The organism is Methyloversatilis sp. XJ19-49, assembly GCF_024580145.1.
In the GTDB taxonomy this organism is placed as follows: Bacteria; Pseudomonadota; Gammaproteobacteria; order Burkholderiales; family Rhodocyclaceae; genus Methyloversatilis.
In genome coordinates this window covers 149,227-169,607 of the sequence record NZ_JANINI010000002.1, presented here as the reverse complement: position 1 = coordinate 169,607, position 20,381 = coordinate 149,227, and the positions used below count along the sequence as shown (strand labels likewise).

The 20,381-nt window shown below is 64.8% G+C and carries 21 protein-coding genes; 12 read left to right on the top strand and 9 right to left on the bottom strand.

Features of this window, described 5'->3' with window-relative positions; all coding sequences use genetic code 11:
* Positions 1-7 precede the first annotated feature (7 nt).
* The 3 genes from NMQ16_RS03390 to NMQ16_RS03380 are packed head-to-tail and all read right to left on the bottom strand — an operon-like array spanning position 8 to position 3,146.
* The gene (locus tag NMQ16_RS03390; RefSeq protein WP_257079075.1) at positions 8-1,618 is read right to left on the bottom strand and encodes a hypothetical protein; all 1,611 of its coding nucleotides are present in this window, start codon (positions 1,616-1,618) and stop codon (positions 8-10) included.
* Complete coding sequence (locus NMQ16_RS03385) at positions 1,615-2,838, bottom strand: alanine racemase (protein ID WP_257079073.1); 1,224 nt, start codon at positions 2,836-2,838, stop codon at positions 1,615-1,617. Before NMQ16_RS03385 ends, NMQ16_RS03390 begins: the two co-directional genes overlap by 4 nt.
* Complete coding sequence (locus NMQ16_RS03380) at positions 2,835-3,146, bottom strand: helix-turn-helix transcriptional regulator (RefSeq protein ID WP_257079071.1); 312 nt, start codon at positions 3,144-3,146, stop codon at positions 2,835-2,837. Before NMQ16_RS03380 ends, NMQ16_RS03385 begins: the two co-directional genes overlap by 4 nt.
* A gap of 273 nt (positions 3,147-3,419) precedes the next feature.
* Between NMQ16_RS03380 and NMQ16_RS03375 the strand changes: the two genes are divergently transcribed.
* From NMQ16_RS03375 to glpD, 10 genes are all read left to right on the top strand, one after another.
* Positions 3,420-3,770 carry an ATP synthase subunit I gene (locus NMQ16_RS03375; protein WP_257079069.1) on the top strand — a complete coding sequence of 117 codons (351 nt, stop codon included), beginning with the start codon at positions 3,420-3,422 and terminating at the stop codon, positions 3,768-3,770.
* A 1-nt stretch (position 3,771) separates the two neighbouring features.
* Complete coding sequence (gene atpB / locus NMQ16_RS03370) at positions 3,772-4,653, top strand: F0F1 ATP synthase subunit A (RefSeq protein WP_257079068.1); 882 nt, start codon at positions 3,772-3,774, stop codon at positions 4,651-4,653.
* A 55-nt stretch (positions 4,654-4,708) separates the two neighbouring features.
* Positions 4,709-4,945 carry a F0F1 ATP synthase subunit C gene (gene atpE / locus NMQ16_RS03365; protein WP_069038773.1) on the top strand — a complete coding sequence of 79 codons (237 nt, stop codon included), beginning with the start codon at positions 4,709-4,711 and terminating at the stop codon, positions 4,943-4,945.
* A gap of 45 nt (positions 4,946-4,990) precedes the next feature.
* Positions 4,991-5,464: a F0F1 ATP synthase subunit B gene (locus tag NMQ16_RS03360; RefSeq protein ID WP_069038772.1), complete on the top strand. Its 474-nt coding sequence runs from the start codon at positions 4,991-4,993 to the stop codon at positions 5,462-5,464.
* A gap of 4 nt (positions 5,465-5,468) precedes the next feature.
* Positions 5,469-6,005 carry a F0F1 ATP synthase subunit delta gene (locus NMQ16_RS03355; protein ID WP_069038771.1) on the top strand — a complete coding sequence of 179 codons (537 nt, stop codon included), beginning with the start codon at positions 5,469-5,471 and terminating at the stop codon, positions 6,003-6,005.
* 10 nt (positions 6,006-6,015) lie between these two features.
* Positions 6,016-7,554, top strand: a complete 1,539-nt coding sequence (atpA, locus tag NMQ16_RS03350; RefSeq protein WP_069038770.1) for a F0F1 ATP synthase subunit alpha — start codon at positions 6,016-6,018, stop codon at positions 7,552-7,554.
* A gap of 21 nt (positions 7,555-7,575) precedes the next feature.
* Entirely contained in the window at positions 7,576-8,445 is an 870-nt protein-coding gene (atpG, locus tag NMQ16_RS03345; RefSeq protein WP_069038769.1) for a F0F1 ATP synthase subunit gamma, read from the top strand.
* Positions 8,446-8,480: 35 nt separating this feature from the next.
* Positions 8,481-9,884 (top strand): F0F1 ATP synthase subunit beta, encoded by a 1,404-nt coding sequence (gene atpD, locus NMQ16_RS03340; protein WP_257079064.1) that lies wholly within the window; start codon positions 8,481-8,483, stop codon positions 9,882-9,884.
* Between the two features lie 65 nt (positions 9,885-9,949).
* Positions 9,950-10,372, top strand: coding sequence for a F0F1 ATP synthase subunit epsilon (locus tag NMQ16_RS03335; RefSeq protein WP_257079063.1), 423 nt, complete (start codon positions 9,950-9,952; stop codon positions 10,370-10,372).
* Positions 10,373-10,471: 99 nt separating this feature from the next.
* On the top strand, positions 10,472-11,962 hold the full coding sequence (glpD, locus tag NMQ16_RS03330) for a glycerol-3-phosphate dehydrogenase (protein ID WP_306441646.1): 1,491 nt from the start codon (positions 10,472-10,474) through the stop codon (positions 11,960-11,962).
* Here the strand turns inward: glpD and NMQ16_RS03325 are convergent.
* The 4 genes from NMQ16_RS03325 to NMQ16_RS03310 form a co-directional block, all read right to left on the bottom strand.
* The gene (locus NMQ16_RS03325; RefSeq protein WP_257079060.1) at positions 11,947-12,540 is read right to left on the bottom strand and encodes an SCP2 domain-containing protein; all 594 of its coding nucleotides are present in this window, start codon (positions 12,538-12,540) and stop codon (positions 11,947-11,949) included. The two genes, glpD and NMQ16_RS03325, sit on opposite strands and share 16 nt — an antisense overlap.
* A gap of 6 nt (positions 12,541-12,546) precedes the next feature.
* Positions 12,547-13,443 (bottom strand): Tim44 domain-containing protein, encoded by an 897-nt coding sequence (locus NMQ16_RS03320; protein ID WP_257079059.1) that lies wholly within the window; start codon positions 13,441-13,443, stop codon positions 12,547-12,549.
* 141 nt (positions 13,444-13,584) lie between these two features.
* A complete protein-coding gene (gene ubiE, locus NMQ16_RS03315) occupies positions 13,585-14,322 on the bottom strand; it encodes a bifunctional demethylmenaquinone methyltransferase/2-methoxy-6-polyprenyl-1,4-benzoquinol methylase UbiE (protein WP_257079058.1) in 738 nt (245 codons plus the stop codon).
* 7 nt (positions 14,323-14,329) lie between these two features.
* The gene (locus NMQ16_RS03310; RefSeq protein WP_257079057.1) at positions 14,330-14,767 is read right to left on the bottom strand and encodes a DUF971 domain-containing protein; all 438 of its coding nucleotides are present in this window, start codon (positions 14,765-14,767) and stop codon (positions 14,330-14,332) included.
* Between the two features lie 156 nt (positions 14,768-14,923).
* On the opposite strand from NMQ16_RS03310, the gene phoB reads away from it, so the two are divergent.
* Positions 14,924-15,613, top strand: coding sequence for a phosphate regulon transcriptional regulator PhoB (phoB, locus tag NMQ16_RS03305; protein WP_069038764.1), 690 nt, complete (start codon positions 14,924-14,926; stop codon positions 15,611-15,613).
* 36 nt (positions 15,614-15,649) lie between these two features.
* The gene (gene phoR / locus NMQ16_RS03300; protein WP_257079056.1) at positions 15,650-16,969 is read left to right on the top strand and encodes a phosphate regulon sensor histidine kinase PhoR; all 1,320 of its coding nucleotides are present in this window, start codon (positions 15,650-15,652) and stop codon (positions 16,967-16,969) included.
* A gap of 187 nt (positions 16,970-17,156) precedes the next feature.
* On the opposite strand, the gene NMQ16_RS03295 is transcribed toward phoR, so the two are convergent.
* Both NMQ16_RS03295 and NMQ16_RS03290 read right to left on the bottom strand, forming a co-directional pair.
* On the bottom strand, positions 17,157-18,770 hold the full coding sequence (locus NMQ16_RS03295; RefSeq protein WP_257079055.1) for a hypothetical protein: 1,614 nt from the start codon (positions 18,768-18,770) through the stop codon (positions 17,157-17,159).
* Complete coding sequence (locus tag NMQ16_RS03290; RefSeq protein ID WP_257079053.1) at positions 18,767-20,317, bottom strand: hypothetical protein; 1,551 nt, start codon at positions 20,315-20,317, stop codon at positions 18,767-18,769. The genes NMQ16_RS03295 and NMQ16_RS03290 overlap by 4 nt, the downstream gene beginning before the upstream one ends.
* Between the last annotated feature and the right edge of the window lie 64 nt (positions 20,318-20,381).

The window sequence follows — 20,381 nt, the reverse complement described above, 5'->3', positions numbered from 1 at the left end:
GCCCCGGTCAGCGGCGGAACAGCCGGCTCAGCAGCCACAGTGCGACCGCGCCGAGCGCCACCAGCCAGACGATGAGCGCGCGGCGCGACGCCGGCGGCGCCTCCTTCGGTGCCGATGTGTCGCGCAGCTCGTCCGGGAAGGGCCGTGGCGGGGCCGGACGGACGATCCATTGCGAGCGCTCGGCCGGTACCCGCGCGGCGTACTCGTCATAGGACGTGACCGGCGCGCCGCCGAAGGCACGCGACGACGGGATCTGCGGGACGTGGATGTACAGCAGCGCTTCGACGTCTTCGGCCAGCAGGCGCTCAAGCCCCTGCTCGGCCGCCTTGCCGGCAGTCAGGCGGCCGAGCAGGTCGCTGCCGGCGACGTTGAAGGCGACGAACGGGAAAAGGCCGCTGCGTTCCGCGCTCATGTAGTCGAAGGCCCGCAGACCGCTGGCCAGGCTCCGCTCCTTGAGCGCCATCCAGGGCAGGCCGAGCCAGGCTTTCGGTTTCGATGTCGGGCCCAGCTGCGGCACCGCCCAGCCGAGCGAACGCAGCGTGTCGAGACTGATGCCGGCGCAGTTGGCGGTGGCGTGGCGATAGCTGAGGTCGTGCCGGTAGAAGTGGCTGAACACGCGGTCCAGGCCCTGCTGCACGCGGGCGGCGGCGCGCGGCTCGCGCAGCACGGCGACCAGCACGGCGGAAGGTCGGTACCAGGATTGCCCTGCGTTGAGATCGGTCAGATAGGCGTCCATCGGCAGCGTGGCGGCCACGATGCCCTTCTCGCTCCAGGCATCCAGATTGTAGAAATTGTTCACCAGCCAGTCGTTCCACTGGCCGTTTTCGCCGAGCACGCCGGTGGCCAGCGCGAAATGACCGCCGTGTGCTTCGTCATCGTCGCCCTGGGCGCCATTGAGCACCAGTGCAAGCACCGGCTTGCCGCCGGCCGCATGCGCCGCGCCCGGCGTTCGTTCCCACAGCAGGCGCACCGATGGCGGCTGGCGCGCACCGCCCTCGCTGGCGCGCACCAGCGTGGCCAGCGTTTCGCCGTCGCGCAGCGGGTCGGCGCGCAGTGCGGTGAGGTCGATGTCGAAACCGTGCGGCCAGAGGGTGCGCGCGGTGAAGCCGCCGTCGCTCGCCTCTCCGCGCAACGTCAGCGACTGGCCCTGCAGCCACATCACGCTGTCGGCGTTGAACCAGGACACGTTCGATGCCAGCTGCGGCACCAGCGAAAAGGCCAGGCTCCCGCTGTCGCCGACGTCGAGCCGGGTGCCGTCGGCAGTCAGGCGGGCGCCGGTCAGGATATGGGGCGAGCCGATCCAGATCAGTGGCGGGAGCGTCGCTTCGGCGCTGGCGTCGTTTGCCTGCGCCCACGTGCGTACATCGTCCTGCGCTGCCAGCGCCGGATCGAAACCGCTCGCTGGTGCCTGCGGTAAGGCAATCCATTCGTCATGGAAGTACCACAGTGCCTGGGGCGCTGCTGCGCATCCAGCACAGGCGCCCCTGATGGCGCGAAAACCGCTCGCGTCATGCAGACCGAGTCGTCCGCCGGACACTGCGTCGGACGCGGGCAGGGCAGGGTGCGCGAAGGTCATCATCAGGCCCAGTGTAAGCAGATGGCGCGCGGCGGACGTCACAGCACGATCTCCGCAGCCGGCGGATGACCCAGGAAATTCACCGGGCTTGCGCTCGGGCCGTAGGCGCCGGACTGGAACACCACGAGCAGGTCGCCCGGCTGCGCGAGCGGCAGCGTGATGTCGCGTGCGAGCACATCGAAGGGCGCGCACAGCGGCCCGGCGACGCTGACGCATTCAGTTCCCGTGCCCGGTGCGGCCTGCACCAGCATCATCGGCAGATTGGCGGGCTGTGCGCGATCGGGCTGCAGGGTGGCGTGCAGGTGGTGATGGGCGCCGCCGTCAGCCACCAGCCAGGTGCGTCCACGGACCATCTTCCGGTCGAGGATGCGACAGACGTAGATGCCGGCCTCGCCGACCAGGTACCGACCCGGTTCGAGCGCGAGGCGCGCAGCCGGATGCGCGGCCTTCAGCCCTGCGTCGATATGGTGCAGGTGCGCGGTGACCGCAGCCATGTCGAGCGGTGCCTCGTCGACACTGGCCGGGATGCCGAAGCCGCCACCGAGATTGAGCCAGTCCAGCGCCAGCCCGGCGTCATCGGCCGCACGCAGCGCGTCGGCCGTGCAGAATGCATGCAGCGCGATCACGGCGTCGGCATCGAGCATGCGTGATGCGCAGTAATAGTGGAAGCCTGCGAAGGTGAGCCGGTGGTCGCGCACTGCGCGCAATGCCGCCGGAAGCTGGCTGCTGTCGATGCCGAACACACCCGCTTCATTCATGCGTACCTGCGTGCCGGACACCGCGACATCCGGATTGACGCGCAGTGCCACCCGCGCCGGCAGGTCTTCGCGTGCCGCGATGCGCGCAATGCGACCGATCTCGCCGATCGATTCCGCGCACAGGCGCACGCCTTCGTGCACCGCAAGCGTCAGATCCGCATCGCTTTTTCCCGGTCCGGTGAAACCCAGCTGCGCACCGTCGAAGCCGGCCGCCAGCGCGCGACGGATCTCTTCGCCGGAGCTGACGTCGGCGCCATCCAGTCGTAGTGCCAGCCGGCCCAGCAACGCCGGCAGCGGATTGGCCTTCAGCGCATAACAGAGCAGCGTGTCCGCGGGCAGCTGCGCGCGCAATGTGTCGATGCGCCCTTCGATCGCCGCGGCGTCGTAGGCGAAGAACGGTGTGCTGCCGACGCGATCCGCAAGCGCCTCAACATCGAGTCCGGCGAAGGCCGGGAACGACGCAGCTGTCGATGTCGAATGGCAAAGCGTGGCGGCGGTGGTCATCGGTGATCTTCCAGATAGTCGATCACGCTCTGCAGGTGGCCGATCAATAGTGCGGCACAGAGCCGGAAATGGATTTCGCGACCGTGTCGCGACCGTTCGAGTATGCCGGCGTCGCACAGCAGCTTCAGGTGGTGCGAAACGGTCGTGCGACTCAACGTCGAAGCGCGGGCGATGTCGCTGGCGTTCAGCCGGGCGCCCGGCTCGAACAGCAGCAGGATGCGCTGGCGTTCTTCAGCGCCCAGCGCCGCAAAGACCTGCGACAGTTGCAGCCACTCCGGCGGAATGTCCGATCGGTACGCGTTTTTCATGTCGAAAAATATCGACTAATTGACGCGCCGCGTCAAGCCCTGGCCATGTTGCGGTGCAACGTGCGGGGCGCGCGGCCACCTTGAATCTGCGCGCCGCTTCAATTGACCGGTCTTGTAAGCTCATGTATCATCGCGGACTTTGTGTGTGGCGCATAAGTTCCATGTGCGCCGCTGCAATGCAGATGGGGATGTCGCGCAAGCGACGCTGATGTAGTTGATCGGACAGGTTCGCGCAGTGGATAGGAAAGTCGCTGTGCAACGGAAAGAGCAGGCATGCTGAAGGCGGTCATGCTGCAGCTTTCGCTGATTCTGGTCACTACCGGTTGTGCGCTGTTGTTCGGTGGGACGCTTGCAGGGTTGTCGGTGCTGCTGGGCGGTTTGAGCTACGCGCTCCCGTCTCTGCTGTTCGCCCTGAGGTTGAACCGTCTGACAAGAGTTGCCTCGGCGTCCGGCAACGCATATCCGCTCGAATTCTTCTTCGGCGAGGCGATCAAGATCCTCTCGACGATTGGACTGCTGGCGTTGAGCTTTTACCTCGTGCCGGACCTCATGTGGGGCTGGTTTGTCGGAGGTCTGGCCGTCGCGCTGCAGGCTGGTTTTTTTGCTTTCTTGCTCAAACACTGACATGGCATCCGGAACCGAACTGACGCACGCCGCTCCCACCGCGGGCGAGTACATCGCCCACCACCTCACATTTCTGAACAACTCCGGCGAAATGCAGGCCAACCTGATTGATTTCGGGTTGTACAACGTCGATACGCTGTTCTATTCGATCGTGCTCGGCCTGCTTACGGTGTTCCTGTTGCACCGCGCCGCTGCCAAGGCCACGTCGGGCGTTCCGGGCCGGTTCCAGGCTGCCGTCGAAATCCTCGTTGAAATGGTCGCTGATCAGGCCAAGGGCATGATCCACAGCGAAGAATCGCGTCGCTTCGTGGCGCCGCTCGCGCTGACCGTGTTTGTCTGGATATTCTTCATGAACGCGATGGACCTGCTGCCGGTGGATCTGCTGCCGCGCATCTGGGAAGGTGTCTATGCCGCCGCCGGTCACGATCCGCATCACGCCTACATGCGCGTCGTGCCGACCGCCGACATCAATGCAACGATGGGCATGTCGATTGCGGTTTTACTGCTGTGCCTGTACTACAACGTGAAGATCAAGGGTGCCGGGGGCTGGTTCCATGAGCTGATTTCGGCGCCGTTCGGCAACCACATCCTGCTGGCGCCGTTCAACTTCGCGATGAACGTCATCGAATTCCTCGCAAAGACCGTGTCGCACGGCATGCGGCTGTTCGGCAACATGTTTGCCGGCGAACTCATTTTCATGCTGATCGCGCTGATGGGTGGCGCATGGACCGGCATGAACGCACCGAGCATCCTGCTCGCCGCCGGCCACTTCGTTGCCGGTTTGTCCTGGGCGATCTTTCACATCCTGGTGATCACGCTGCAGGCATTCATTTTCATGATGCTGACGCTGGTGTACATCGGCCAGGCGCATGACGGTCACTGATTTGCAGTTCATCAGGTTGTTGTTGTTTTTCTATTCTTATCATTAAGGAGTTGTTATGGAACTGGGATTCGTTGCTATCGCCTGCGGTCTGATCATCGGCCTCGGCGCTCTGGGTGCTTGTATCGGTATCGCACTGATGGGTGGCAAGTACCTCGAAGCATCGGCACGCCAGCCCGAGCTGATGAACGCGCTGCAGGTCAAGATGTTCCTGCTGGCCGGCCTGATCGACGCTGCGTTCATTATCGGTCTCGGTATTGCGCTCTGGTTCGCCACGTCGACCTTCCTGAAGTAAGACAGGCAACCGCCCCAACACCGACTCATTGAAGGGAAAGTTGCCGTGAATCTGAACGCAACGCTCATCATCCAGCTCGTGGTGTTCCTGTCGTTCGTGTGGTTTACGAAGAATTTCGTATGGCCGCCCATCGTCAAGGCACTCGACGAGCGTGCGAAGAAGGTCGCTGACGGACTGGCTGCTGCGGACAAGGCAAAGGCCGATCTGGCCAATGCCGAGAAGCGCTCGATGGAAGAGCTGCGCTCCGCGCGCGAATCTGCCGCCGAGCTCCGCGCAGGCGCTGAAAAGCAGGCCGGCAAGCTGGTCGAGGATGCCCGCGCCGAAGCCAATCGCATCATCGCCGCCGCCCGCGAAGCCGCGACCACCGAAGCCGGTGCCGCTGCCCAGAAGGCCAAGGACGCATTGCGCGATCAGGTGGCAGCGCTTGCCGTCGCCGGTGCCGAACGCATCCTGCGTCGCGAAATCAACGCTCAAACCCACGCCGATCTGCTCTCCAACCTGAAACAGGAATTGAGCTGACACCATGGCAGAGAACGTCACCATCGCGCGACCGTACGCCGAAGCCGCTTTCCAGCTCGCCAGGGAAGCCGGTGCGCTGTCTGCCTGGGCCGATGCGCTGGGCTGCATGGCGGCCGCAGCGTCCGACCCGGCCGTTCGCCAGCTATTGTCCGATCCCACCCGCACGTCCGTGGATCGCGGCTTCCTGTTCCTCGCCGCGGTTCCGGGCGAGCTGACCGACGAGCACCGCAGCTTCGTGCGCGTATTGGCCCAGAACAACAGGCTGTCGCTGCTGCCCGAGGTGTGCGAGCAGTTTGTCAGCCTGAAGAACGATCACGAGCTCAATGCCGTGGCCTACGTCAGTTCGGCCTTTCCGATGGACGACGCCACCGTGGCGCGTCTGCTGGCCGATCTGGAACCGCGTTTCGGCCGTCGCCTCGAGGCGCGGGTGAGCATCGATCCGGAATTGATCGGCGGTGTGAAGGTTGCGGTCGGTGACGAAGTGATCGACGCCTCGGTCCGCGGCAAGCTTGCCGCCATGGCCACTGCGCTACAGAACTAGGAGTTTTTTGATGAACCTCAATCCGTCTGAAATCAGCGACCTGATCAAGAGCCGGATCCAGAACCTGCACCTGACCGCGCAGGCACGCACCGAAGGCACCGTGGTATCGGTGACTGACGGCATCGTGCGCGTGCATGGTCTGGATGATGTGCAGCAGGGTGAAATGCTGGAATTCGAAGGCAACACGTTCGGTCTCGCACTGAACCTCGAGCGCGACTCCGTCGGCGCCGTGGTGCTCGGTGACTACGAACATATTTCCGAAGGCCAGACCGTCAAGTGCACGGGCCGCATTCTGGAAGTGCCGGTCGGCCCCGAGCTGATCGGCCGCGTGGTCAATTCGCTCGGCCAGCCGATCGACGGCAAGGGCGCGATCGACGCCAAGATGACCGACAAGGTCGAAAAGGTCGCCCCGGGCGTGATCGCACGTCAATCGGTGTCGCAGCCGGTACAGACCGGCCTGAAGTCGATCGACTCGATGGTGCCGGTCGGACGCGGCCAGCGCGAGCTGATCATCGGCGACCGCCAGACCGGCAAGACCGCGGTTGCGATCGACGCCATCATCAACCAGAAGGGTCAGAACATGACCTGCATCTACGTGGCGGTCGGCCAGAAGGCCTCGACCATCGCCAACGTGGTGCGCAAGCTGGAAGAGTATGGCGCGATGGCTTACACCATCGTCGTCGCGGCAACGGCATCCGACTCCGCTGCAATGCAGTTTCTCGCACCGTACGCCGGCTGCACGATGGGCGAATACTTCCGCGATCGCGGCGAAGATGCACTGATCGTCTATGACGATTTGTCGAAGCAGGCTGTCGCCTACCGTCAGATTTCGCTGCTGTTGCGTCGTCCGCCGGGCCGCGAAGCCTACCCGGGCGACGTGTTCTACCTGCACAGCCGTCTGCTTGAGCGCGCCGCCCGCGTGAATCCGGAATTCGTCGAAAAGTTCACCAACGGCGAAGTGAAGGGCAAGACCGGTTCGCTGACCGCGCTGCCGATCATCGAAACGCAGGCCGGCGACGTGTCCGCCTTCGTTCCGACGAACGTGATTTCGATTACCGACGGCCAGATCTTTCTCGAAACCGACCTGTTCAACGCCGGTATCCGCCCCGCCATCAACGCGGGTGTGTCGGTGTCGCGCGTCGGCGGTGCGGCCCAGACCAAGATCATCAAGAAGCTCGGTGGCGGCGTGCGTCTGGCGCTGGCCCAGTACCGCGAACTTGCTGCCTTCGCGCAGTTTGCTTCCGACCTCGACGAAGCGACACGCAAGCAACTCGAGCGTGGCCGCCGAGTGATGGAACTGATGAAGCAGCCGCAGTACTCGCCGCTGTCCGTCGCGCAGATGGGTGTGTCGCTCTACGCCGCCAACAACGGCTACTTCGACGACGTCGAAGTGCCGCGCGTGCTCGCTTTTGAATCGGCCCTGCATCAATACCTGCAGCAGAAGACCCCGGATCTGATGAACAAGATCGAGTCCACCAAGGATCTCGACGGTGAATCGGAAAAGGCGCTCGCTGCTGCGGTGGCCGAGTTCAAGAAGAGCTGGGCGTAAGCGCGCGGATCGGAGATAACCATGGCCAGCGGAAAAGAAATCCGTACCAAGATCAAGAGCGTGCAAAACACGAAGAAGATCACCAAGGCGATGGAGATGGTGGCTGCATCCAAGATGCGCAAGGCGCAGGACAGGATGCGGGCTGCCCGCCCCTACGCCGACACGATCCGTCGTCTTGCCGCCAATCTGTCCGCCGCCACCGCCAGCGAGTACAAGCACCCCTTCCTCGCGACTGTCGGACAGATCAAGCGCGTCGGCATCATCGTCGTCACGACCGACAAGGGTCTGTGCGGCGGCATGAACACCAATGTGCTGCGCCTTGCCCTGAATTCGATGAAGGAATGGGAAGCGAAGGGCGCAACCGAAATCCGCGTTGCCGCCATCGGCAACAAGGGTCTGGGTTTCATGCAGCGCATGGGCGCCAAGGTGGTGTCGCAGGCAACGCAGCTGGGTGACACGCCGCACCTGGAAAAGCTGATCGGCACCGTCAAGGTGATGATCGATGCCTTCCAGGCCGGCGAGCTCGACGCGGTGTACATGTCCTTCACCCGCTTCATCAACACGATGAAGCAGGAACCGGTGATGGAACAGCTGCTGCCGCTGACCGGTGATCGCCTCGGTACGCCGCAGGGCACGTGGGACTACCTGTACGAGCCGGACCCGCAGGTGGTGATCGATGAATTGCTTGTCCGTTACGTCGAGGCGCTGGTGTATCAGTCAGTGGCCGAGAACATGGCGTCCGAACAGAGCGCGCGCATGGTGGCCATGAAGGCGGCCTCCGACAATGCGGGCAATGTCATCGGCGAATTGCAGCTGGTCTATAACAAGACCCGCCAGGCGGCGATCACGAAGGAGCTGTCCGAAATCGTCGGCGGCGCCGCTGCAGTCTGATCGCGCACAATGATTTTTTGTATTGGGGATAGACGATGAATACCGGAAACATCGTTCAGTGTATTGGCGCAGTCGTGGACATCCAGTTCCCGCGCGATTCGATACCGAAAGTGTTTGAAGCTCTGACACTCGACGAAGCAGATGGCACGCACACCGCCGAAGCGGGTTTGACCTTCGAAGTCCAGCAGCAGCTGGGTGATGGCGTGGTCCGCACGATTGCGCTCGGTTCGAGCGATGGTCTGCGCCGCGGCATGAAGGTGGCGAATACGGGCGCGCCGATCAGCGTGCCGGTGGGCAGCGCGACGCTGGGCCGCATCATGGATGTGCTGGGTCGCCCGATCGACGAAGCCGGCCCGATCCCGACGGAAGAGCGCCGCTCGATCCACCAGAAGGCCCCGAAGTTCGACGAGCTGAGCCCGTCGGTCGACCTGCTGCCCACGGGCATCAAGGTGATCGACCTGATCTGCCCGTTCGCCAAGGGCGGCAAGGTGGGTCTGTTCGGTGGCGCCGGCGTCGGCAAGACCGTGAACATGATGGAACTGATCAACAACATCGCGAAGTCGTACGGCGGCTTTTCGGTGTTCGCCGGTGTGGGCGAACGGACCCGCGAAGGCAACGACTTCTACCACGAGATGGAAGAGTCGAAGGTTCTGGACAAGGTCGCGATGGTGTTCGGCCAGATGAACGAGCCGCCGGGCAACCGCCTGCGCGTGGCGCTGACCGGCCTGACCATGGCCGAGAAGTTCCGCGACGAAGGCCGCGACATCCTGTTCTTCGTCGACAACATCTACCGCTACACGCTGGCTGGTACCGAAGTGTCCGCGCTGCTGGGTCGCATGCCGTCCGCCGTGGGCTACCAGCCTACGCTGGCCGACGAAATGGGCCGCCTGCAGGAACGCATCACGTCGACCAAGGTCGGTTCGATCACGTCGATCCAGGCCGTGTATGTGCCTGCGGATGACTTGACCGATCCCTCGCCCGCGACCACCTTCCAGCATCTGGACGCAACCGTCGTGCTGTCGCGTGACATCGCTTCGCTGGGCATCTACCCGGCGGTCGATCCGCTCGACTCGACCTCGCGCCAGCTTGATCCGCTGGTGGTTGGCGAAGAGCACTACAACTGCGCACGCAAGGTGCAGATGACGCTTCAGCGCTACAAGGAACTGCGCGACATCATCGCCATTCTGGGCATGGACGAGCTGTCGCCGGAAGACAAGCTGGCCGTGTCCCGTGCGCGCAAGATCCAGCGTTTCCTGTCGCAGCCGTTCAACGTGGCCGAAGTCTTCACCGGTTCGCCGGGCAAGATCGTGCCGCTGGCCGACACGATCAAGGGCTTCAACATGATCGTCAATGGCGAATGCGACCACCTGCCGGAACAGGCCTTCTATATGGTCGGCGGCATCGAGGAAGCGTTCGAAAAGGCGAAAACCCTGCAGTAATGCGCCGGCGTGTGCGGTAACGGGTTCGCCCGCTGCCGCACACGGGCAGCATTCACGGAGTACTTATGTCCAAGACCGTACATGTCGACGTGGTCAGCGCGGAAGAGAAGATTTTCTCCGGGCTGGCGGAATTCGTCGTGCTGCCGGGCGAAAGCGGCGAACTGGGCATCCTGCCCGGCCACACGCCGCTGATCACGCGCATCCGCCCGGGCGAAGTGCGCATCAAGCTGCCGAACCAGGACGCGGAAGAGTTCGTGTTCGTGGCCGGCGGCATGCTCGAAGTGCAGCCGGGTCTGGTGACCGTGCTGGCGGACACCGCAATCCGTGGCTCCGATCTCGACGAAGCCAAGGCGCTTGAGGCAAAGCGCCAGGCCGAAGAGGCGCTGTCGAACCGTAACGCCACGATGGATTACGCGGCCGCGCAGGCGGAACTCGCTTCCGCCGTCGCCCAGCTCGCGGCGATCCAGAAGCTGCGCAAGCGCCACTGAGCGTTTCTGCAGTGCAGGAAATGGGAAAGGCAGGCTTCGGTCTGCCTTTTTCGTTTCAGGCGGCCGGTCGTTTCAAGCACCCAGGCGTTCCAGCGCAGAATGCCGACCATGGTTTCGCCTTCGCATGATCTGCTGATCGTCGGCGCCGGCATCAATGGTGCCGGGATTGCGCGCGATGCCGCGTTGCGGGGCTTGTCTGTCGTCGTCTGCGACCGCGGCGACATCGCCGGTGCCACCTCCTCGGCATCGACGAAACTGATCCACGGCGGCATCCGCTATCTGGAACAGGCTGCGTTCGGGCTGGTGCGCGAATCCCTGCGCGAGCGCCAAATTCTCGGGCGCATCGCCGCCCATCTGGTTCGTCCACAGCGCTTCATCGTGCCGCACACCGGCGAACGTCCTGCCTGGATGCTGGCAATCGGCCTGGGGCTTTACGACCTGCTCGCCGGTCGTCACAGCCTCCCGCCATCACACCGGCTGCCGCCGGATTTTCAACTGCTGCGCGAACTCGATCCGCCGGTCTCCGGCGCCCACGCCTACTTCGACCTCTGGGTGGACGATGCCCGCCTGACGCTGACCAATCTGATGGATGCGCACGCGCACGGCGCGGAGGTGCTGCCGAGGCATGAGTTGGTTGCCGTGAGCGCCGACCCGACATCGGGCTGGCGCTGTGAGCTGTCCGGGCGAACCGGGAGGCGCGAGATTCACGCACGCTGCGTGGTCAATGTCGCCGGACCGTGGGTGGCAGAAGTGGAAGGGCTGCGCGGTGCGCCACCCCCACCGGTGAGGCTGGTGCAGGGTACGCACATTCTTCTGCCACGGCTGCACGCGGGTGACGATGCGTGGCTGCTGCAGCAGCCCGATCGGCGCGTGGTGTTCGTCATTCCGTGGGACGCGCATTCGCATCTGGTCGGTACGACCGAAACGGAGCTCGCTTCTCCGTCCGCATTGGGAGCCACCGCCGCTGAACTTCACTATTTGCTGTCGGCAGTGCAGCGCGCCTTTGGACGGCGCCTGCACACCGACGATATCGAGTGGGCTTTCAGCGGCATGAGACCGCTGATCGGTGGTGACGGGAAGGATGCACGCACGGCAAGCCGCGAATATCGTCTGTCGCTGGACGCAACGGATCGTCAGCGGACCTGGCTCACCGTACAGGGCGGAAAGCTCACGACCTACAGACGCCTTGCCGAGACGGCCGTTGATCTGCTGAATGGCCCGCTCGGGCTTGTCAGCCGTTCATCGACCGCTGAACGGAACCTCCCCGGGTCCGGACCCGCGGGTTCCGCAGCGCTCGCCGACCTGAGCCGGAAGGCGGGCGTCATCCCGAAGGAATGGATAGACGCGCTGTGGCATCGCCACGGTGCGCTGACCGGGCAGTTGATCGACAATCACGCCGGTGGGGCAGGGGGCGCCGGCCGAGATTTCGGTGGTGGCCTGTTCGAGGCGGAGGCGCGTTGGTGTGCCGCACAAGAGTGGGCGACGGCGGCCGATGACGTCATGTGGCGTCGCACCCGATGCGGCGTGCGGATGACGCCCGCGCAGCGGGCTGCATTCACCGGGTGGTGGAGCGCTCAGCCTTTTGGCTGAGCCCGGCGTTCGAGCAGCTCAATCCGCTTCTGTAGACGGGAATAATCGTCCCGCAAGATATCCACAGCCGACGCGAACGCAGCGGACGCCGCGGGGCGGATCAAAATCTGTGCCTCGTCGGCGACGTATTCGGAACCTGCGTTGGCGAACCGGTTCGCCAGGTCGCCGCCGGCGGACAACATCGAGCGGGCCCCGCCGACGACGCGCTCAGCCGCCACATCGCCGACTACGCGGCTGAGGTCTTCGGCGGCATCCCAGCGCAGCGAACGCAGCACCTGTCCGAGCGTTTCGGCCAGCGCGGCGTCACCTTCGATGCGTGCCTCGCGCAAAACACCTTCGCCCTGGTGCGGCAGACGCAGCAGCGCATCGGCGGGCAGACGCAGCGTGACGGACGGGGTACTTTCAGCCGACACGGCCAGCGTGCCATCAGGTGCGATGGCGAACGCCACAGCGATCTCTCCGACCGCCAGCCGCGCGTGGCGGCCGGCATGTACGGACAATTTTTCCTGCGCGCCCGGCGTCTGGGCGAGCAGGTGGTTGAGTACCTTCAATACTGTCGAAGCGAGCAGCGCGCTCATCCCCGCTCACTCCATCTGCTGGATGCCGGCGATGAGCCAGCCGCGGTCGCCCGACACCGGCTTGGACAGGTGCCACACCTCATCGAACGATTCCGGCGACGCATCCGCCTGCTCGCGGATCAGGCCGTAGAAGCGCACGCTGGCGACGTACTGCGTGTCTTCGGTGCTGACATCAAGCAGCACGGCTTCGACCTGTACCACATCGGTGGATTGCGGCTCGCTGCCGCGCTCCTGGATCTGCATGCGGATTTCGGCGAACACTTCCGGCGTAGTGAAGCTGCGGATGTCTTCGACGTCACCGGCGTCGTTTGCGGCCTGGAGGCGCACGAAGTTCAGCTTGGCCTGGCGCAGGAAACCGGCCACGTCGAAATCGGCCGGAATGTGCGCCGGCACGGTTGTCGCTGCGGTCGCTGCGGCAGACCCGGCGGCGGGTGCGTCGAAGGGCTGAGCTTGCGGCGGCGCGTAGGCCGGGCGTCCGGCGGCTGCCCCCGCGTACTGCATGCCCTGCTGCGGAGCCGGCGACTTGCGACGGGCGAACATGCGCCACAGCACCAAGGCGCCGACGACCAGCAGCGCAATCATCATGAAGGACGCGAGTTCTTCACCGAACCCGAGGTGCGACGCCAGTGCGGCCAGACCGATACCGGCGGCCAGGCCGGCCAGCGGCCCCATCCAGGAACGCTTGGCAGGCTGGGCTGCGGCGCCAGCGGCGGCCGCACCCGATTGCTGCGTCGCCGACGACGTGTTCTGTGCCGGCGCAGGCGTGGCGTCGCGCTTCATCACCGACGAATCGCGCTGCGATCCGAACGACTTGCTGCCGCCGAGCCGCTTCGCTTCGGCTTCGTAAGTCATGCCGCCGAAACCGACGACGGTGGCAAAAAGCATCAGCAGGAACTTCTTCATTCTGTTGTCTCCTCGGGTAAGGCGTGAAAACGGTGCCTTTCCGGCTCCGGATCATCGCCCAAAAATTAGCACACTAACAGACCGCGGGATACGCGGAAGGTTCTGTTCTTTCACGACGGATGGCAGCGGGCGTGCAGGCGTTCAGAGCTTGAAGCCGCGGTGCAGCGCGACCACACCGGCACTCAGGTTGAAGTACTCGACCCGGCCCAAGCCGGCGTCACGCATCATTCCCGCCAGCGTGTCCTGGTCAGGGTGCATGCGGATCGACTCCGCAAGATAGCGATAGCTTGCTTCGTCCTTCGCCACCTGCCGGCCCAGCCAGGGCAGCACCTTGAACGAATAAAGGTCGTACATCTTCTCCAGCGGCTTGGCGACGCGCGAAAACTCCAGCACCAGCGCGCGGCCGCCCGGCTTGAGCACGCGCCGGAATTCGCCCAGCGCGCGGTCCTTGTGCGTCATGTTGCGCAAACCGAAGGCGACCGTGACGCAATCGAAGTGATTGTCCGGGAAGGGGAGCTTCTCGGCGTCGCACAGCAGGCTGGGCAGCAGCAGGCCGGCATTGGTCAGCCGGTCGCGGCCTTCGCGCAGCATGTCCGGATTGATGTCGGTGTGCCAGACCTCGCCTGTTTCGCCGGCCCGTCGGGCATGCGCAATGGTCAGGTCGCCGGTGCCGGCTGCCACGTCGAGCACGCGCTGACCCGGCCGCACGCCCGCCATCTGGATGGCGAACGCCTTCCAGCCGCGGTGCAGGCCCGCGGACATCAGGTCGTTCATGATGTCGTAGCGCCGCGCGACCGACGAAAATACGCTGGACACGCGCTTTGCCTTCGCCGCTTCGGCGACGCGCTCGAATCCGAAATCGGTGGACGGTTCGCTCATGTCCAGCTCAATGAGAGTGGCCGCGGCCGCCGGTGCCGCAGCCGCCCTTGGCTGGGGGAGGCGGCGTCAGTGCGGGATCGCGGCTGGCGCCGGCCGCATCGAGGCGGGCCAGATAGTCGGACCACAGTGCTTCCTGGTTCTCGCCCAGCAAATACAGATAGTCCCATGAGTAGATTCCACTGTCGTGGCCGTCGGAAAACACAGGTTTCACGGCATACGAGCCGACCGGTTCGACACGCGTGATGTCGATGTCGCGCTTGCCAACCTGCAGCGTTTCCTGCCCCGGCCCGTGGCCGCGCACCTCGGCCGATGGCGAGCACACGCGGAGGAATTCGAAACTGAAGCTGAAGTGCCTGCCGTTGTCGAAACTGACGTCCATCAGCTTCGATTTCTGCTGCACTTTTATTTCCGTGGGAATCGGGGTGTCCTTGTCCAGACCGGCCATGGTTTTCTGCATTCGATACGAAGAATGCCGATGATACCGCGCGCCGCCCGCACTGCCTTCGTGAACGCGCCCGTAGCGGGCAGGCGCTGTCACTAAATCGTCATCGTACTGAAATAGACTTCGCAGCGATCCATCACCGGAACGACCTTCATCGTCATGGCCCGCATACTCGTTGTCGAGGACGAACCGTCCATTCAGGAACTGATTAGCGTGACCCTCACGCGCACCGGCCATGATCCGCTGCGCGCGCTCGACGCGGAAACCGCGCTGCGGCTGATGCAGGCCGAACTGCCCGATCTGGTGCTGCTCGACTGGATGCTGCCCGGGCAAAGCGGCATTGATCTTGCAAGAAGGTTGCGCAGCGATGAACGTACGCGTGGCGTGCCCATCATCATGCTGACCGCGCGCGGCGACGAACAGTCCAAGGTGACGGGGCTGGAAACCGGTGCCGACGACTATGTCACCAAGCCTTTCTCGCCGCGCGAACTGGCTGCCCGCATCAAGGCTGTGCTGCGCCGCCAGAAGCCGCAGGCCACCGAAGACCCGGTCGAGATCGAAGGTCTGCGCCTCGACCCAGCGACCCATCGTGTCACTGCGCGCGGCGCGGCCGTCATGCTGGGCCCGACCGAATTCCGCCTTCTTCACTTCTTCATGACGCACGCGGAGCGTGTGCATTCGCGCGCCCAGCTGCTCGACAGCGTGTGGGGCGATCACGTATTCGTCGAGGAACGCACCGTGGACGTGCATATACGTCGCCTGCGCAGCGTGCTCGAAGCGAGCGGCCACGACGCGTTGATCCAGACCGTGCGCGGCAGCGGCTACAGACTGTCCTGCCAGAAAGAATAGCGCGCGATAATCCGCGAATGAACGGATCGGCCCGCCATGCGTGAATTCTGGTTTCGCGTCCTGCTGCGCGCAGCGCTGGTGGGCGCCTGCGTGCTCACCGGGCTGATCGCCGGGTCAGTCGTGTTCGGACTGGCGCTGGCGGTGCTGCTGCTGCTGGCGGGAAGCCTGCGCGACCAGTACGAAATCGGCCGCTTCGATCACTGGCTCAACTCGACTGTCGATACCGCGCTGCCCGATGGCGCCGGTCAGTGGGAATTCCTGTTTGCCAAGCTGGCCAGGCGCGAGCGCAACGCACGACAGTTGCGCGAAGACCTGCGCAGCCGGCTGGAGCGCATGCGCGAAGCCAGTCGCGCAATGCCGGACGGCACGCTGATCATGTCCCGCGACGAGGTGATCGAGTGGCTGAATCCGATGGCCGAGCAGCATCTCGGACTTGACGGGCAACGCGATATCGGAAGTTCGCTGCTGAACCTGCTGCGTCAGCCGGAGTTCGCCAGCTACCTGCAGTCGGGTGACTATGCCGATTCCCTGTCAATGCCTTCGCCGCGCCAGCCCGGCCGCACGCTGCAGATCCGCGTGGTGGCCTTTGGCGACGAGCAGAAGCTGCTGCTGTCGCGCGACATCACGCAACTCGAAAAGCTTGAAACAATGCGGCGCGACTTCGTTGCCAACGTGTCACACGAAATGAAGACCCCGCTCACGGTGATTCACGGCTTCCTCGAAACGCTGGAGGACGCGCTGCCCGAACTGCCGCACGAGCAAGCGCTGTCCTTCATCGCAATGGCGCAGCAGCAGTCGGTGCGCATGCAGCGTCTGGTTGATGACCTGCTGACGCTGTCGGCGCTGGAAACCGATGCGCCGATGCCGGAAGAAGCGGTCGACATGCGCAATCTGCTCGACATTGTGATGATCGAAACACGTGCGCTGTCAGGTGGGCGGCACGAGGTGCTGCTCGAACTGGACAGCCCGCCCGGCGCGCTCACCGGTTGCGCGCGCGATCTGCGCAGCGCGCTTGGCAATCTGGCCAGCAACGCGGTGCGCTACACGCCGGATGGCGGTCGGGTGCGACTGGGCTGGACGGTAGTTGATGGCTGCGGTGTATTTTCGGTCGAAGACAACGGGATCGGCATCGATGCGCAGCACATTCCGCGCCTGACCGAACGCTTCTACCGCGTCGATCGTGGCCGGTCGCGCGAAACAGGCGGTACCGGTCTGGGCCTCGCCATCGTCAAGCACGTGCTCGAACGCCACCAGGCGACGCTGAATGTCGTCAGTGAGCCGGGCAAGGGCAGCTGCTTCACCGTTCGCTTTCCGGCCCGGCGCACATTGAGGCCGGCGCAGGCTGTGGCAGCCTAGGTTTTCGCAGGGCTCAGCTACGGCGGATCCCGCATCGTAAGTCGGCCATGCGGGCGGAGGCCGATGTTCGGCGAAACCCCGCTACGCCCTCGCCGCGATCCGCATTCTGCAGTGCGACCATCGCGGCACTGATCGCGGCGAGGCCGCCGCTCCCACAAGGCCGCTCCCATAGCCACCTCCCGGCCAGCTACTTCGCCAGTTCGCTGAATGCCACCCGTTCGTAGTTGATGCCGAAGGTATTCAGTCGGGTCAGGGTCACACTGAGCACGCTGTCGTTCAGATAGATTTCCAGCGTGCGGTCCTGCTGGAACCAGCCGCGTGGCATGACCAGCGTAGCTTCCTCGCCCATCACCTGTACCGACGGCAGCAGAAAGGCACGAATGAAGCGCTCGGCGGGGGCACCGTCTTCGGCCTTGGGCCGTATTGCGATGGCGCGTGGCGTACCGGGCAGCACATGCAGCCCGACCAGCAGTCGGCCGTCGGCTTCGACCATCAACCAGGATACGCGCGCCAGTCGCCAATGCTCTGCGTCAGGGCCGAACACGGCCACGATCTGCGCGTGCTCGACCGGACCGGTGTCCGGTGGCGCGCGCAGGCGATAGCCCATCACACTGTGGTCGAGCATGGCCCAGCGCTGGGTCGGGTAGTGCGCCCGCGCGCTGGCCTGCCGTACCGCCAGACCGGCACCATCGTGAGCGCGTTCGCCAAAAGTGGCGATGTCGATGAAATCGCTGTGGCTGTAGATGCGGGCCGGCGGTGGCTGGACGAATTCGCTGCCGCTGATCAGGAAGTGCATGGCGTCGAAGCCGAGGGCGATATCGATGTCGCCGGTACCGACACGCCGCTGGAAGCGGCGCGGATTGGCAGCGTGGCACCACGGCTTGTAAAGCAGCAGCAGCAGGCGACCCGCTGAAACCGGGTGGCAATCGGCGCCCAGGCCCAGATGTTCCGGCGACAGGCCTTGCTTGAGCCCTGCCACGACGCGCTCGATCTCGCTGGCCAGCCGCGCCGAGCCGAGCCGGCGCAGCGATGGCGCGCGGGCGAAAACCTCCAGCGGCTTGGCACCGTTGTCGCGGTTGAGGTCGATGGCATAGGTCTTGGCGTCTGTGCCACCGAAAACCGGCATGATTTCGGTCAGGCTGGCGTACTGGTCAGCCCATCGGCACACCCATTCGAACTCGCGCGGGCTGCGGCCGTACGGGTTCGACAGATCGATCAGCAGCACGCAGCAGTAGGATTCTGCCGCGCTCTGTGGATAGCCGCCTTCCTTCAGGCTGTCGGCCACCGGCTGCGTGGCGAATCCCCACTCGTCGGCCGTGCTGAAGTAGCCATGCAGTTCCAGCCACATGCCGCGCGGAATGGTCCGCCGGGCGCGGAAATACTCGATCACCGCCCGGCCGGCATACAGCACGCAGCGTTGGCAGACCAGCGCAAGTTGTGTGTCGGACAGCGGATGCACGCCGGTCTGCTCGGCCGCCTGGGCATAGGCCTGTGCCATACCCAGCCACAGCGCAACCACCTGGCGCAGCACCGGGTCTTCGGCGCCGCCCGGAATCACCGGCCGGCTGCTGTAGCGCACCGCCAGGCTTTCCTGCAGGAAATGCAGCGGTGCCCGCATGGCTTCGAGCACGTCGAGGTAATCCGGGCTGTGCGGCGGAGTCTGCCGAAGACCGTACAGCAGCCGGGTCAGCGTGTCGCGCACCCGCGGCACATTGGTCAGCGGCAATTCGGCGATCAATGCCTTGCACTGGCGAGCATCGCGGTAGTTCAGCGTGCCCGGCAGCGGTGGAATGTCGGTCATGCTGCGGGCTCGATGCGCGCGAGGTCGAAATCGGCGCCGCGCTCCAGCGATTCAACCAGCCGTACGCGCCGCCGGCCTGCGTCTCCCGACAGCAGGATGTCGCGCGACTTGCGATACCAGCCTGACGGCAGCGCAACGCATTCCGGCTGGCCGATGCGCTCGACGGCCGGCATCAATAGTCCGTGTCCCTGATGTTCGCCCTGGCCGTCGGGCGCGCGGGCGAGTCCGACCGGCTGGGGGGTGCCGGCGAGCAGGCTGATGCCGATCTGCAGTTCGACGCCATTCGCCATGACCCAGCAAATGTAGGCCAGCATGAACTGGCTGGCATTGTCCGGTCGTACTGCCAGCAACATGCCGTTGCTCACGCGCATGCCGTCGCCGCCGATGCGACGGTCCAGCCGCAGACCGGTGGCACTGTCGTCGAGAATGCGCCAGTCTTCGACCAGATAACCGGTGGCGGTGGTGACCGGCGCGCTGGCGGATTGCAGTACGTCAGGCGCAGGGGCGCCGCCGCCAAAAAACTGCTGCACTGCCTGCATGCCGACGACCACCGATGCGTTCTGCTGCAGCGGTCGCCTCGGTTCGGCGCGCGTGAGGCCACCGCGGCAGCAGTGCGTGTGCAGATGGCGCAGCAGCCGGTCTGCCTGGGCCGGGCTCAATTCGTCGCCCAGGCGCAGCGCGACTGGTGTTTCACCCTGCGCAAGCAGCCCCATGCGCTTGCGGATACCGTGCGAAAACTCGTCAAGTACCAGCCAGCGCAGCGAGCTTTCACGTTGTGCTGCCCGCGCGATTGCCTCGTCGCTCGACAGATCGAGCATCAGTGGTGGCAGCGCGCACTGATGGATCGCGCTGTCGAGCAGCGCCACCTTGCCCGACCACTTGCCGAGCCAGCGGTACAGCATGCGCAACTGGCGGTGCGTCAGGCCGAACGGGCTGGCGGTATGCATCAGCACGCACAGCACATAGGCGGCGCGCACGCTGGTGGGGCGTTCATCGTTCAGCGTGTCGTCCTGGATCTTGCGTTCGGCCGCCCCGAGTTTTTCCGCTGCTTCGTAGCAGGCATGGGTGCGCCGCCAGTAGCCGGTCGGCGGCAGATGGGCCGCGCGCATCGCATCGAGCTGCATCTGTGACAGCGCGCTGAGCGCGCGATGTGCAATCAGCCCGACCTGTCCTGCGACGCCGCCGTCGCCATCGAGTGCAGCAGCCAGGCAATGCAGATAGGCCGTGGCCAGCGCATCCCACATCGCCTGATTGGCATCGAACGCTGAGCGCTCGCCGGCCGACAGCGGCAGCGGCCGGCCGACAAAGCGGCCCGACGCGCCGGCTTGCGCATGCAGCACGGCATCGCGCAATTCTTCGATCACGCGCAAACGCTCGCCCGCTGTCATGCGATAACGGTTCAGCAGGTTTATCTGGCCGAGCAGGCTGGCCTGGGCGTTCAGTGGCTGCGTGCTGTCGAGCTGCTGCAGCCAGTCGCGCGCCGCCCGGGCCGTGGCGAGCTCGGGCGGGTGCGTCGGTGCGGTTGCCGGCAGGGCGAACGGGTGCATTGCGATCTTGCAGCGTGTAGCGATACCTGATTCTATGTGCGTGCCGATGTTTGCGTGTGCGCAC